We start from the raw sequence: 15300 nt of genomic DNA on the forward strand, positions 1-15300 counted from the left end.
GGGGCGGGGCCGCGGGCGGTGCGCCCGGCGTGTTGCCCAGGGCCTCCACCACGTCGTCCAGGCGCGCCACCACCGTCGGATAGGAGAGGCCCAGGGCCTGCTCCACGTCCTTGATCTTCCCCCGGCAGCCGATGAACACCCGCACGAAGGCGAGCTGTTCGGGCGACAGCTGCTGCACCCAGCCCGTCGTGAAGCGCCCCTCCACCGCCGAAGCGCACCCGTCGCAGCGCACCCGCTCCACGACGGTGCCTCCTCCACAGACGGGACAGCGGGTCGGTACGGGCCAGGTGGGCTTGGGGGTCGTCATGGCGTGGGGTTCAGAAAAACAATTTGTGGATTGAGAATATTGATTTCTACGGGCTTGGCAAGGGGAGGAGTTCATTTCCAGGGAAGACGGACACCTCCGAGCCGGTGGCGACGAAGGCGGAGTAGGGGGTGCCCTGGAGGGCTTCGGAGAAGGCGGGGCCGTAGAAGCGGGGCACGTCGCAGTCGAAGGCCGTCTCCTGGGCGCGCCAGACGCTCCAGCGCGGGTGCTCTACGCGGTACTCGGCGCAGCCGCCGTCGCGCTGGGCGGTGTAGCCCCAGTAGTGCTCGGTGATGAACTCCTCCTGCGAGCCGGGTGTGCTCTCCGCCGGACTTCCGGCTGTCCGCGCCGACAGCTGGTGCCAGCGGCCGTGGGACTTCCAGGCGTATTCGACGTGGCCGGGCGTGCCGGTGTCGGCGCCGTCCATGCTCACGGTGTGGCGCATGGGGTGCGCGATGTAGGGCTCGTTGTAGAGGACGCGCGCGATGGTGGCGATGGCGAGTCGGGGGACGATCTCCCGCACGAACACCACGCCGCGCCGCCAGCCTTCGGGGCCCTGTCGGCGCACGTAGAAGCGCAGGTTCACTTCATCGAAGTTCCGGTGGAACGGCACCGCGAGGCCTCGCACGCGCGTGTCGAGGAAGCGGAAGCCGACCATGCTCGCGAACGTGTGGCCCTGCCACGAGTCGAGCTCGGTGCCACGGGGCACGAGGGGCCGCAGCACCGCCGGGTCCACCTCGTAGTTGAGCATCAGGAGGTACCGCCACGTCGCCGTCAGGAAGGGGCGCATGCGCGAAGGTGTAGCGCGCGCGGTACGTGCGAGACCAGGGCAGCCTCAGCGGGTGACAGGTCCTCCCAGGTGCTTGCCGTCGACAAGCCGCCGCTCCAGGCGCTCCCGCCACCGCAGCGCGGGTCGCTCCACGCCGTGGTGCAGGAGCAGCGAGGCGAGCAGCACCGCCACGGCGCCCCCGAGCAACGTGACGACGTGGAACGTGTCCAGGCCGTAGGGCTCCAGGGCGACCCGCACTGCGTGCTGCACGGACTTGTGCGTGAGGTAGACGGTGAAGCTCAGCGCCGCGAAGGTCCGCACGCCCGGGATGCGGGCACAGACGCTTGAGACCGCGGGGCCCGCCATCGACACCAGCAGCGCCGCGTAGCCGAGCGAGACCAGGGGGAACGCCAGCACGGCGTAGGACAGCTCCCGGGTGTACTGCTGGTTCACGAAGGCCGCACCTCCAAGACACAGCAGCGCCACGGCCGGCACGAGCACGCCCGGCCTGTGCGTCCAGCGCTCCCACGCCGCGGGCCGGAAGACGCGCACCATCGCGAGCACCAGGCCGCACAGCAGTCCGTCGACCCGCGCATACGTCGGGTAGTAGAGGACCGTGTCATAGGTGCGCCACGCCTCGTCGTCCGGGCCCAGGCTCCCGAAGAGGTGCAGCCACAGGCCGCCGCGCAGGAGCATGCCGGCCAGCATCACGGCCACCGCGCCCGCGAGGACATGAAGCGCCCGCACCCGTCCGCGCAGCGCGAGCACGGTGAGCGGGAGCACCAGGTAGAAGTGCTCCTCCACGCACAGCGACCACGCGTGGGAGAAGCCGCTGATCCGCAGCCCGAAGTTCTGCGTGAAGGTGAGGAAGCGCCACGCGGGCACGATGAACGGCCGCTCGCTCCAGGCCGGGACGAACAGGTACAGCCCCAGCACGACGAGGAAGGACGGCAGGATGCGCAGCGCGCGCCGCAGGTAGAAGCGTGGCAGCGACGGTGTCTCGCCCCGCGCCACCGGCTCCAGGAGCTGCGAGCCGATGAGGAAGCCGCTCAGCACGAAGAACAGCTCCACGCCCGTCCAACCGAAGTTGGCGATCATCCGGTAGGTCTCGTGACCTTCCGGACGCGGGTAGTGGAAGAGGACGACGAGGACGATGGCCAGGCCCCGGAGCAGGTCCAGGCCGGCGAGGTGACGCGAGTCGGTGGAGTTCAGCGGACGCGGCTTTCAGCGGGGGGGATGCCTCGATGCTAGCAGGGCCCTCGTCACCGTTCGCAACGTTGCTGTTTCGGGCCAGAAGCCCCGGCCGGCGTACTTCACCATGCGCCCGGCGGTGATGCGCGGGCGGACCATCTGCACCACCCGGACCCTGCGTCGGAAGAGGTCGGCCCAGGCGTGCGGGCCCGCGTGGAGCCGCTGACCATCCAGCAGGAACTGGCAGATGCTCAGGTCCGTGAAGGCCAGCTGGTTGCGCACCGGTTCGCCTCCCCCGGCGAAGAGGGCCGGGATGTGGACGAGCTGGAGCAGGTGCCCCTCCTGTGAGTGCAGCTCCAGCGCGTACATCTCCCGGCCGTCCGGGAACCGCCGCAGTCGCAGCCGCTCCTGGAGCGCGCCGTCCCCTTCGAACACCGCCCCGGCGCAGGGCGCGTGGACGTCGCGGCCCAGGGCCCGGTCCCTCAACCAGGGGCCCCATTGCGTGGCCACCTTCCGGCGGCAGGGCGTGTAGCCCGTGTCCAGCATCCGCCTCGCCGTCCGCTCCAGCGCTTCGAGCGAACCGCAGAACAGGTCGTAGTCGCCCGTGTCCCCACCGGAGCGCATCTCGCCCGTGAGCCACCGCAGGAGGCGGCCTCCCAGCAGCCACGTGTCCTCGCCCAGCAGGTGCAGGTGCGGCAGCTCCGGCAGGTCCAGGATGTGCTGGACCTCCCGGAAGGACACCGGCGGCCGGTCCTCCAGCGCCGATGAATCGCTGCTGGCGGTCGCGCCCAGGAGTGCTCGCAGCTGCGCGTCCTCGGCCCGTGTGAAGCGTCGGGGCATGGCGGCTACCCGTCCCTTTCATGCGACGTCGGGGCGGCGAGCAACGTCCTCAGGCGCTCGGCCAGTGCGTCCACGTGGGGCGGGCGGATGAGGGTGAAGTGGTCCCCCGGTACCGCGTGCACCGTCACCCCGCCCTGGACGTGCTGTCCCCAGCCCAGGTCTTCCGAGGCGTCCGGACCCGCTTCGGCCCGGAGCAGCACCAGCGCTCCGTCGTACGGCCCGGGGACGTAGGCCCGCGAGGCCCCCTGGTTCGCACTGAAGTGGTGCCACAGCTCCCGCAGCTCCTCGCACGCGGCTTCCTCCAGGCCCAGGGCCCCGCCCACGCCGGGCGGTCCTTCCAGCACCTGGCGCAGCTCCACCGGATCCACCAGCCCCAGCACCTCCACCGCGCGCGGATGCACGTCCGCCAGCCGGGAGAGGTGATCCGCGAACTCCAGGACCCGCTGACCCACCGCCTCGTCCGGGGTGAGGGTCTGCGTGGAGGCCGGCTCCTCGCCCATCGCGTCGATGACGACGAGCAGCTCCACCGCTTCGCCCTGGAGGCGGAGCTGACGCGCCATCTCGTACGCCACGCGTCCTCCCATGGACCAGCCGCCCAGGCGGTATGGCCCCGTCGGCTGCACCCCGCGCACGGCGTCCAGGTAGCGCGTGGCCATGGCCTCCACTGTCGGGCCCGCGCCGTCCTTGGGCACCTGGAGGCCGTAGAAGGGCTGCTCCGGATCCATGCGCCGCGCCAGCTCCAGGTAGCCCAGCACGCTGCCTCCCACCGGGTGCACGCAGAAGAACGGCGTCCGGGCGCCTCCCTTGCGCAGCATCACCAGCGGCGAGTCCGAGGACGTGCCCGCGTCGATGCGCGCCGCCAGCCCCTCCAACGTGGGCGCCTCGAAGAGGTCGATGACCGCGAGCCTCGCGCCGAACAGCGTCCCCGCCTTCGCCACCACCTGCGTGGCCAGCAGCGAGTGGCCGCCCAGGTCGAAGAAGCTGTCATGCACGCCCACGCGCGGCACCCCCAGCAGCTCCTGCCACAGCGCGGCCAGCCGCTGCTCGGTGGGCGTGCGGGGCGCGACGTGCCCGGTGTCCTCGGGGGACCGCGACGGTTCAGGCAGGGCCTTGCGGTCCACCTTGCCGTTGGACGTGCGCGGCAGTGCATCCAGCACCACGAACGTCGCGGGCACCATGTAGTCCGGCAGCCGCGCCGTCAGGTGGGCTCGCAGCGCTGACTCTTCCAGGGCCTGCTCGAAGCGGCCCACCGCGTAGGCGATGAGCTGTCGCCCCTGGGAGGCGTCGTCGCGAGCCACCACCACGCACTCGCCCACGCCGGGATGGCGCGCGAGCACGGCCTCCACTTCGCCCAGCTCCACGCGGTAGCCGCGGATCTTGAGCTGGTGGTCCACGCGGCCCAGGAACTCGATGCGACCGTCGTGCAGCCACCGCACCCGGTCGCCCGTCCGGTACAGGCGCGCTCCCGGCTCCGTCGCGAAGCCGTCCGGCACGAAGCGCTCGGCCGTCAGGTCCGGCCGGCCCAGGTAGCCCCGGCCCACGCTCGCGCCGCCGATGAACAGCTCGCCCGGCACGCCCGTGGGAACCGGCTGTCCGTACGTGTCCAGCACGTACACGCGCACGTTGCCCAGCGGCCTGCCCAGCGGCACCGACCGCGTCCCGGCCACGCGCCCGCCGCGCTCCACCCGCTGCGCGAGCACGCCCACCGTCGTCTCCGTGGGGCCGTAGTGGTTGAACACTTCGCAGTCGGGTGACAGTGCGTGGACCTTCTCCACCAGCGTCCACGACACCGTGTCTCCGCCCAGCACCAGCCGGCGACCCGGCAGCAGCCGCTTCGCATCCTCTGCCGCGAGCAGTGCCTCCAGGTGCGTGGGGACGATCTTCAGTCCCTGCACGTCATGCGCACGGCCGTACGTCACGAACCTCCCCGCGTCCGACGCCGTGTCCCGGTCCACCAGGTGCACCGCGCCGCCCGCGCACAGCGTGGGGAACACGGCTGTGTGGCCCAGGTCCGCCGCCAGCGTGGACACCGTCGCGAAGGACAGGCCCTGGGGCAGCTCCAACCGCTCGCTGACGCCCGCCACGTAGCAGGCGAGCTGCCGGTGCTCGATGACAACGCCCTTGGGCTGGCCGGTGCTGCCCGACGTGTAGATGACGTAGGCCGCGTTACCGGGCAGGACGCCCGTGTCGGGGGCCTCCTCCGGTTGCGTGTCCAGCAGCCCGTCCTCGGCGTCCAGGGCCACCAGCAGCTCACCCTGTGAAGGCAGCTCGTCCGCCAGCGCTTCCTCGGTGACGATGACCTGCACGCCCGCGCCCTTCAGCACGTGACGCATGCGCTCCGGGGCGCTCGCCGCGCCCGGGTCCAACGGCACGTAGGCCCCGCCCGCCTTGAGGATGCCCAGCAGGCCCACGAGCGCGTGCGCCCGCCGCTCCACGAACAGGCCCACGCGCGTCTCCGGCGCGACGCCGTACTGCTGGAGCAGGTGCGCGAGCTGGTTGGCCCACCGCTCCAGCGCCGCGTAGGTGAGCGTCCCGTCCGGGGCCACCACCGCCAGCGCGTCCGGCGTCCGTGCCGCCTGTTCGGAGATGAGGGTGTGGATGCAGCGCTCCGCGTACGGTAGCGCCGTGTCGTTGAACGCCCCGAGCAACCGCTGACGCTCCGGCTCCGGCAGCAGCGGGAAGTCGGACAGGCGCAGCGCTCCCTCGTGCGTGACGATGCTCGCGAGCACCGCCTGGAAGCGCTCCGCCATGTGCTCGATGGTGGCCTCGTTGAAGAGGTCGCGGTCGTAGCTCCAGGCGCACACCAGGCCCTCGGGCGTGGGGCTCAGGGACACGGTCAGGTCCAACTTCGCGGCGGCGGTGCTGCTCGCCCCGTCCACGCTCAGCGTCAGGCCGGGCAGCTCCAGCGCTGTGTGCGGCGTGTTCTGGAGGATGAGCTTCACCTGGAACAGCGGCGCGTGCGCGCGGCTGCGCTCCGGGTTCACGGCGCGCACGACCTCCTCGAAGGGCAGGTCCTGGTGCGCGAAGGCGCCCAGTGACACGCGCCGCGTCTGCTCCAGCAGCTCCAGGAAGGTGGGGTTGCCGTCCATGCGCAGCCGCACCACGAGCTGGTTGATGAAGAAGCCGATGAGCGACTCGGTCTCCGCGGTGTCGCGGTTGGCCATGTCCGTGCCCACCACCACGTCCGTCTGTCCGCTGTAGCGGTGCAGCAGGCCCTGGAAGGCCGCCATCAGCGCCATGAAGAGGGTCGCGCGACCCCGCTGGGCCAACGTCTCCAGGGCCGTGGTGATGGCCGGCTCCGTCGTCCGCACCACCGTGCCGCCCCGGTGGGCTCGCACGGCGGGACGGGGACGGTCCAACGGCAGCTCCAGCACGGCCGGGGCTCCCGCGAGCTGGTGGCGCCAGTAATCCAGTTGCTTCTCCAGCAGGTCGCCTCGCAGCCACTGTCGCTGCCAGACCGCGTAGTCCGCGTACTGGATGGTCAGGGGAGGCAGCGGCGAAGGCCGGCCCTGCTGATGGGCGACGTAGAGCGCGCCGACCTCCCGCACCAACACGTCCATGGACCAGCCGTCCGACGCGATGTGGTGCATCGTCAGCAGCACCCGATACGCGTCCTCTCGCAGCCGCAGGAGCCGGGCCCGCAGCAACGGGCCCCGGACGAGGTCGAAGGGCTTCAGCGCCTCCTCCACCTCCAGCCGGTGCGCCTCGGCGTCGCGCGCCTCCGGGGGCAGGAGGCGCAGGTCCACCTGTTCGAGCGGCAGCGCGAGCGCGGGCAGGACGACCTGGGACGGGCCCTCGGGGCCTTCCTGGAAGACGGTGCGCAGGGACTCGTGCCGGCGCATCACCTCCTGGAAGCAGTGCTCCAGCGCGCGCACGTCCAGGGCTCCCTCCACCCGCAGGGCGATGGGGATGTTGAACGTGGACGTGCCCGGTTCGAGCTGGTCGAGGAACCACAGTCGCTGCTGCGCGAACGACAGCGGCATGCGCGCCTCGCGGGGCACGGGACGCAGCGGGGGCGCCTGGAGCGACGCGCCGCCCTGGAGCTGGGCGTCCACGCGCTGCGCCTGTTCTCCCAGCGTGCGGGCCTCGAAGAGGACCTGGAGCGGCAGCTCCACCTGGAAGGCCGTGCGGATGCGTGACAGCAACTGCGTCGCGAGCAGTGAGTGTCCGCCGCGCGCGAAGAAGTCGTCCGTCGCGCCCACCGACTCCTGCTTGAGCACCTCACACCAGAGCACCGCGAGCCGGGTCTCGGTGTCCGTGCGCGGGGCGACGAAGGCCTCGCTGGCGCGCTGGGCTTCCGGGGCGGGGAGGGCGCGGCGGTCCACCTTGCCGCTGGCGGTGCGCGGCAGGGCTTCCAGGGGAACGAAGGTCGAAGGCACCAGGGCCTCCGGCAGCGTGCGCCGCAGGAAGGTGCGCAGCGCTTCGGCCTCCACGGGGCGCTCGGAGCGGGAGACGACGTAGGCCACCAGCGCGATGCCGTGGGCTCCGTCGTCACGCGCCACCACCGCGGCCTCGCGCACGTCGGGGTGCTGCGTGAGCGCGGCTTCGACCTCGCCGGGCTCGACGCGCAGGCCGCGCAGCTTCACCTGGTGATCGAGCCGCCCGAGGAACTGGAGGCGTCCGTCGGACAGCCAGCGGGCCCGGTCTCCGGAGCGGTACAGCCGGGCGCCGGGCTCGGTGGCGAAGGGGTGGGGGATGAAGCGCTCGGCGGTGAGGGCGGGGCGGCCCAGGTAGCCTTGCGCCAGGGGCACGCCGCCCAGGTGCAGCTCTCCCGGCACGCCGATGGGCACCGGGCGCTGCGCGGCGTCCAGCACGTAGGCCTGGGCGTTGGCCACCGGCCGGCCGATGGACAGCGGGGTGCTGGCCTCGTCGTCCGTGACAGGCGCCCAGGTGGCGTCGATGGTCGTCTCCGTGGGGCCGTAGGCGTTGACGAGTCGCACCGTGGGCAGCACCGCGCGCAGCCGCGTGGCCAGGTCCGGCGTGAGGGCCTCGCCGCCGCAGAAGAGCCAGCGCAGGTGCAGGGCCTTCGCGAAGGCGGGCTCCGTCACCAGGAAGCGCAGCACGGTGGGCACGGCCTGGAGGACGGTGATGCGCTGCTTCGACAGCGTGTCCGCCAGGAGCGAGGCGTCACGCTGCGCCTCGGGCGGCGCGAGCACGAGCGTGGCGCCGGACAGCAGCGTGGAGAAGACCTCCGCGGCGGAGGCGTCGAAGCCCAGGGCCGCGAGCTGGAGCTGTCGGTCGCCCGCGCCCAACCCGAAGGTGGTTCCCATCCACGTCGCGTGGTTCGCCAGCGAGCGGTGGGAGATGAGCGCGCCCTTGGGCTGGCCGGTGCTGCCCGAGGTGTAGAGGACGTAGGCGGGCAGCTCCACGGGCACGTCGGGGAGCGGGGCTGTGGCAGTGGTGGCCTCGAAGGAGGCATCCACTTCGATGATGCGGCTCTGGAAGGCGGGCAGCGCGGGACGCAGCCGCTGCTCGGTGAGGAGCACCGTGACGGCCGCGTCCTCCAACTGGAAGGCGAGCCGCTCCGACGGCGCGGTGGCATCGAGCGGCACGTAGGTCGCGCCTGCCTTGAGCGTGGCAAGCAGCGCCACGGGCAGCGCGTGCGAGCGTTCCAGGCACAGCGCCACCCGTGCTCCGGTGGTGACACCCCGCGTGCGCAGGTGTCGGGCGAGCGCATCGGCGCCGGCGTCCAGCTCCTGGTAGGTGACCGTCCTGCCGTCGTGCTCCACGGCCACGGCGTCCGGGGTGGCCCGGGCCTGGACCTCGAACAGCGCGTGCACCGCCATATTGCTCGGGAAGTCGGCGCGCGAACGGGTCCACTCGCCGAGCACCTGCTGCCGCTCCGCTTCCGTGAGCAGGGCCAGGTCGGACAGGCGGCGCTCCGGATGGGCGGCGGCGTCCTCCAGGAGCACGCGCAGGTGTTCGATGAGGCGCTCGACCGTGCTCCGGTCATAGAGGTCGGTGCGGTACTCCACCCCGCCCTCGAGCCCTTCGGGCTTCTCATTGAGCGTGAGGGAGAGGTCGAACATGGCGGTGCCCGCGTCCACCGGCTTGGGCTCGATGCGCATGCCGGGCAGCGACAGCTCCGCGGTCGGCGTGTTGAGCATCACCAGCGACACCTGGAAGAACGGCGTGCGTTCGGCCTGACGCTTCGGCTGGAGGACCTCCACCAGCTTCTCGAACGGCACGTCCTGGTGGTCGTAGGCATCCAGCGTGACGCGCTTCACCCGGCCCAGCAGCTCGCGGAAGGTGGGGTCGCCGTCCAGCCTCGTGCGCATCACCAGCGTGTTGACGAAGAAGCCGATGAGGCCTTCGGTCTCCTCGCGCGTGCGGCCCGCGATGGGGGTGCCCACGCTGACGTCGTCCTGATCCGCCCAGCGGGAGAGCACGGCCTGGAAGCCCGCGAGCAGGCCCATGAACAGCGTGGCCCCTTCGCGCTGGCACAGCGCCGTCAGGTCCTGCGTCAGCTTCCGGGGCAGCATCAGGTGGAAGCTCGCGCCCGGCTGACGCGAGTCCGCGGTGCGCGGCCGATCCGTGGGCAGCTCCAGCGCGGCGGGGGCTCCGGCAAGCTGGTGGCGCCAGTAATCGAGCTGCGCCTTCAGCACGTCACCCTGGAGCCATTCGCGCTGCCAGACGGCGTAGTCCGCGTACTGCACGGGCAGCGGCGGCAGCGCCAGGGGTTGGCCAGTGATAGAGGCGGCGTAGCGCGCGACCATCTCCCGGATGAGCACGGCGATGGACCAGCCGTCGGACACGATGTGGTGCATCGTCACGAGCAGCAGGTGCTCGCGCTCCGACAGCCAGAGCAGCCGCGCCCGAAGCAGCGGACCCCGGGCGAGGTCGAAGGGCTGACGGGCCTCTTCCTGGGCGAGTCGTTCAGCGGTCTGTTCGCGAACCTCCACGGCCAGCGCCCGCAGGTCCTCCACCGACAGGGGGAAGGGCGCCTTGGGGGCGATGACCTGCACGGGCGTGCCCGCATGCGTGGCGAAGGTGGTGCGCAGGGATTCGTGGCGACGCACCAGCTCCGTGAAGGCGCGCTCCAGGGCCGCCACGTCCAACGCGCCTTGCAGCCGCAGCGCGACCGGCATGTTGTAGATGGGGAGGCCCGGTTGGTACTGGTCCAGGAACCACAGCCGCTGCTGCGCGAACGACAGCGGCAGGTCTCCCTGACGCGGCACGGGACGCAGCGGCGGCGCCTGGAGCCTGACCGCGCGAGCGAGGGAGGCATCCAGCAGCGCGGCCTGGGCCTCCAGCGTGCGCGCTTCGAAGAGGTCCTGCAGCCGTGGCTCCACCGCGAACGTGGCGCGGATGCGCGACAGCAGCTGCGTCGCGAGCAGGGAGTGGCCGCCACGGTCGAAGAAGTCGTCGTGAGCGCTCGTGCCCTTCGTTCCCAGCAGCTCGTTCCACAGCGTGGCGAGCCGGGCTTCCGTGTCCGTGCGCGGCTGGATGCTCGTGTCGTTCGCGCCCACGGCCTCCGGCGCGGGCAACGCGCGGCGGTCCACCTTGCCGTTGCGTGTGACGGGCAGCGAGGCCCGCATGACGATGGCGGAGGGCACCAGGTATTCGGACAGCCGTTCACGCAGCCAGAGCTTCAGGGCCTGGACGTCCAGCAGCGGCGCCGTCGAAGCGGCTCCGGCCCGGGGCACCACGTAGGCCACCAGGGCGCGTCCCCCCGGCATGTCGTCGCGCGCCACCACCACCGCCTCGCGCACGGAGGAGTGTCCGAGGAGCACGGCCTCGATTTCGCCCGGCTCCACGCGGAAGCCGCGCAGCTTCACCTGGGTGTCGCGGCGGCCGAGGAACTGGAGCGTGCCGTCCGCCTTCCAGCGGGCCTGATCTCCGGAGCGGTACATCCGCGCGCCCGGCACGGTGCTGAAGGGATCCGCCAGGAACCGCTCCGCGGTGAGCGCGGGCTGCTGGAGGTAGCCCCAGGCGAGCCCGTCTCCGGACACGTACAGCTCTCCGGGCACACCGGGAGGCACGGGCCGCAGGGACGCGTCGAGCACGTACACGCGCGTGTTGGCGAGGGGCCGGCCGATGGACACCGGTGTCTCCACCGCGCCCGCGTCGGTCATGACGTGGCAGGTGGTGAAGGTGGTGCCCTCGGTGGGGCCGTACCCGTTCACCAGCCGGCCCGCGCGGGCCACGTGCTCGCGCACGCGCGTGGGGGACAGCACGTCGCCTCCGGCGAGCACCTGCCTCACCCGGGCCAGGGCTTCCGGCTGCGTGGCCACCATCTGCTCGAACAGCGCGGACGTCAGCCACAGCGTGGTGACGTGGTGCGCGTCCAACGCGCGACCCAGCGCCTCCAGCGACATCGCTCCCGGATCCGCCAGCACCAGCCGGCCGCCGTGCAGCAGGCAGCCCCACAGCTCGAACGTCGAGGCGTCGAAGGCGAGCGGGGCCAGTTGCAGGAAGACCTCATCCGGGCCGAGCCGCGCGAAGTCCGTCCCCATCACCAGCCGGACGATGGCCCGGTGCGGGACGCAGACGCCCTTGGGCCGGCCCGTGGTGCCGGAGGTGTAGAGGACGTAGGCGAGCGCATCGCCTCCCGATACGGGCTCCAGCGCCGTGTCCGGCTCCGCGTCGAGACGTGCGGCCTCCGCGTCGAGCACCAGCGGCCAGGGCGCGGTGGTGGGCAGGTGCTGCGCCATCGCCTCCGAAGTGAGGACCCGCACCGCGCCGGTGTCCTCCAGGAAGAAGGACTGCCGCTCCAGGGGCGCCTCGGGGTCGAGCGGGACGTAGGCCGCCCCTGCCTTGAGGATGCCGAGCACGGCCACCACCAGCTCCAGCGAGCGCTCCAGGCACAGGGCCACCCGCGCGCCCGGCTTCACGCCGTTCTTGCGCAGGTGCCACGCGAGCTGGTTCGCCCGGCGGTCCAGCGCCGCGTAGGTGAGCGTCCGTCCCTGGAACTCCACCGCCACCGCGTCCGGCGTGCGCGCGGCCTGGGCTTCGAACAGCGCGTGCACGGCTGTGTCACGCGGGTACGGCACGGCGGTCGCGTTCCACTCCACCAGCACGCGGTGCCGTTCGGCGTCGGAGAGCAGCGACAGCGTGGACAGGCGCCGCGCGGGCTGCGCCACCGCCGCCTCCAGCAGCAGGCGCAGGTGCTCCATCAACCGGGTGACGGTCTCCGCGTCGTAGAGGTCCGTCCGGTACTCCAGCGCGCCGTGCAGGCCCGTGGGGGCTTCGGACAACGTGAGCGACAGGTCGAAGCGGGACGTGCTGGTGCTCGTCTCCATCGGTTGGAAGGTGACGCCCGGCAGCGTCAGCGTGGCGGTGGGTGCGTTCTGGAGCGTGAGCGCCACCTGGAAGAACGGCGGCACGCCGCGCAGCCGGGGCGGCTGGAGGACCTCCACCAGCTTCTCGAACGGCACGTCCTGGTGCGCGTAGGCGCCCAGCGTGACGTCCTTCACCCGGCCGAGCAGCTCGCGGAAGGTGGGGTCGCCCTCCAGCCGCGTGCGCATCACCAGCGTGTTGATGAAGAAGCCGATGATGCCTTCGGTCTCCGCCTGCGTGCGGCCCGCGATGGGGGCGCCCACGCAGATGTCGTCCTGGCCGGCGTGTCGCGCGAGCACGGCCTGGAGGCCCGCGAGCAGGCCCATGTACAGCGTGGCCCCTTCACGCTGACACAGCGCCATCAGGTCCTTCGTCAACTTCGGGGACAGCACCACCGGCAGCGACGCGCCGGGCTGGTTCGTGTCCGCGGTCCTCGGCCGGTCCGTGGGCAGCTCCGAGGTCGGCGGTGCGTCCTCCAACTGGCCGCGCCAGTACGCGAGCTGTTCCTCCAGGACCTCGCCCTGGAGCCCGTCGCGCTGCCACGTCGCGTAGTCCGCGTACTGGAGGGGCAGCTCCGGCAACGGCGACGGTCGCCCGGCGACGAGGGCCTCGTAGAGCGCTCCCATCTCGCGGATGAGCACGGCCATGGACCAGCCGTCGGAGACGATGTGGTGCATCGTCACGAGCAGCAGGTGCTCGCGCTCACCCAGGCGCAGGATGCCGGCGCGCAGGAGCGGTCCCTGGGCCAGGTCGAACGGGGCGCGGGCCTCCTCGTGGATCCGCTTCCGGGTCTCCTCCTCGCGGCGGTTCGCGTCCAGCGAGCGCAGGTCCTCCACGGCCAGCGGGAACGCCGTGGCGGGACCGATGATCTGCACGGGCCGACCGTCGCGAGCGCGGAAGGTGGTGCGCAGCGACTGGTGCCGGCGCACCAGCTCCGTGAAGGCCTGCTGGAGCGCGGACGCGTTCAACAGGCCTTCCACGCGCAGCGCGGCGGGCATGTTGTAGAGCGGGAGGTTCGGCTGGAGCTGGTCCAGGAACCACAGCCGCTGCTGCGCGAAGGACACCGGGGCTTCGATGGCGCGCGGCGCGATGGTCGTGGACGGACCCCGGCGCGTCGTCGTCGACAGACGCCCCTGGAGCCGCAGCGCCAGCCCCTCCACGGTGGGAGACTCGAACAGCTCGCGCAGCGGCACCTCCAGCCGCAGGGCGGAGCGCAGGCGCGACGTCACCTGCGTGGCCAGCAGCGAGTGGCCGCCCAGGGCGAAGAAGTTGTCCGTCACGCCCAGGCGCGGCACTCCGAGGACCTGCGCGAACACGTCCGCCAGCGTCTGCTCCAGCGGCGTGCGGGGCGCGATGAAGGGCGCGTCACCGCGCAGGCTGTCCGCGTCCGGCGCGGGCAACATGCGGCGGGCGAGCTTGCCGCTGGGCGTGAGGGGCAGGGCCTCCAGGCGCAGCAGCGCGGAGGGCACCAGGTACTCCGGCAGGCGGCTCGCGAGCACGTGCCGCAGGGCCTGCGGATCCCACGCCGCGTCGGCGGGGAGGACCACGTAGCCCACGAGGCGCTTGTCGCCGGCCACGTCCTCGCGCACCACGGCGGCGGCGTCGCGCACGCCGGGCAGGCTGCGCAGGACGGCCTCCACCTCTCCAGGCTCCACGCGGAAGCCGCGCACCTTGGCCTGGTGGTCGACGCGGCCCAGGAAGTCGAGCGTGCCGTCCACGCGCCAGCGCGCGCGGTCGCCCGTGCGGTACAGCCTCGCGCCCGGGACGGAGGAGAACGGATCCGGCATCAGCTTCTCGGCCGTCAGGTCCGGACGCCCGTGGTAGCCCGGCGTCACCTGGAGGCCGGCGATGAGCAGCTCTCCCTGCACGCCCACCGGGCAGGGCTGGCCGCTCGCATCCACGACGTACAGCTGCGTGTCCGGCAGCGGGGCTCCGATGGACGGCAGCCGCTCCCACGAGGATGGTGCCCCGGGCAGCCGGTGCGCGCTGACGGCGTGCGTCTCCGTGGGGCCGTACTGGTTCTCCAGCACGCAACCCGGCAGGCGCTCGAAGAAGGACACCAGCGCGGATGTCACCTGGAGCTGCTCACCGGCCGTCACCACCTCGCGCAGCCGCTCCGGCAGCGGGGCGCCGTGCTCCACGGCATCCGCGAGGGACTGGAGCGCGACGAAGGGGAGGAACAGCCGCTCCACGCCCTCGGTCGCCATGAGGCGCAGGAGCGCGGGCATGTCCCGGCGCACCGCGGCCGTGGGCACCACCAGCGTGCCGCCCGCGCTCCAGGTGGACAGCATCTCCTGGAACGAGACGTCGAAGCTCAGCGACGCGAACTGCAACGTGATGGCGTCGGCCTTCACCGAGCGCTGGCACTGCCAGGCCAGCAGGTGCGACAGCGCGTGGTGCGACATCGCCACGCCCTTGGGCCGACCGGTGCTGCCCGACGTGTAGATGAGGTAGCAGGGCGACTCCCACGGCACGTCCACGTCGGGGGCGTGCGCCGGCAGGAGCGACAGCGCGGAGGCCTCCGCGTCCAGCAGCACCACGGCGACGCCGGGCTCCGTCGGGAGCGTGGCTTCCAGGCGCGCCTGGGTCAGCACCGCGCGGATGCCGGCGTCCTCGCGCATCAGGGCCAGCCGCTCGGCGGGATAGGTGGGGTCGAGCGGCACGTAGGCCGCGCCCGCCTTGAGGATGCCGAGCACGCCCACCGTCATCTCCAGCGAGCGCTCCACGCACAACCCCACGCGGTCCCCGGTGCGCACGCCCAGCCCGCGCAGCCGGTGGGCGAGCTGATTGGCCTGTCGCTCCAGCTGGGCATACGTGAGGTGCTGGCCTTCGAACGTCACCGCGACGGCGTCCGGCGTGCGTGCCGCCTGGGCCTCGACGCGACCATGGACCGTCGTGGACACGGGGAGGGCAGGGC

5 protein-coding genes are annotated in these 15300 nt (G+C 72.3%); all 5 read right to left on the reverse strand.

The window, feature by feature from the left end; all coding sequences use genetic code 11:
- Window positions 1-307: DUF2089 domain-containing protein (locus tag D7V93_RS44470; protein WP_158623797.1), on the reverse strand; the 307-nt coding region annotated here is incomplete at its 3' end.
- A 46-nt stretch (window positions 308-353) separates the two neighbouring features.
- Window positions 354-1094 (reverse strand): YqjF family protein, encoded by a 741-nt coding sequence (locus D7V93_RS20215; RefSeq protein ID WP_120644983.1) that lies wholly within the window; start codon window positions 1092-1094, stop codon window positions 354-356.
- Window positions 1095-1139: 45 nt separating this feature from the next.
- A complete protein-coding gene (locus D7V93_RS20220) occupies window positions 1140-2285 on the reverse strand; it encodes an acyltransferase family protein (RefSeq protein WP_341870946.1) in 1146 nt (381 codons plus the stop codon).
- Between the two features lie 12 nt (window positions 2286-2297).
- Window positions 2298-3104, reverse strand: coding sequence for a Gabija anti-defense Gad2 family protein (locus D7V93_RS20225; RefSeq protein ID WP_120644985.1), 807 nt, complete (start codon window positions 3102-3104; stop codon window positions 2298-2300).
- A 5-nt stretch (window positions 3105-3109) separates the two neighbouring features.
- Window positions 3110-15286, reverse strand: coding sequence for a non-ribosomal peptide synthetase (locus tag D7V93_RS20230; protein ID WP_120644986.1), 12177 nt, complete (start codon window positions 15284-15286; stop codon window positions 3110-3112).
- Window positions 15287-15300 lie beyond the last annotated feature (14 nt).

Origin of the sequence: Corallococcus llansteffanensis (assembly GCF_003612055.1) — a bacterium.
GTDB classification, from domain to species: domain Bacteria; phylum Myxococcota; class Myxococcia; order Myxococcales; family Myxococcaceae; genus Corallococcus; species Corallococcus llansteffanensis.

Coding starts and splice junctions, on each gene's coding strand:
- D7V93_RS20215 (WP_120644983.1), bottom strand. CDS start 1,094: ATGCGCCCCTTCCTGACGGCGACGTGGCGGTACCTCCTGATGCTCAAC.
- D7V93_RS20225 (WP_120644985.1), bottom strand. CDS start 3,104: ATGCCCCGACGCTTCACACGGGCCGAGGACGCGCAGCTGCGAGCACTC.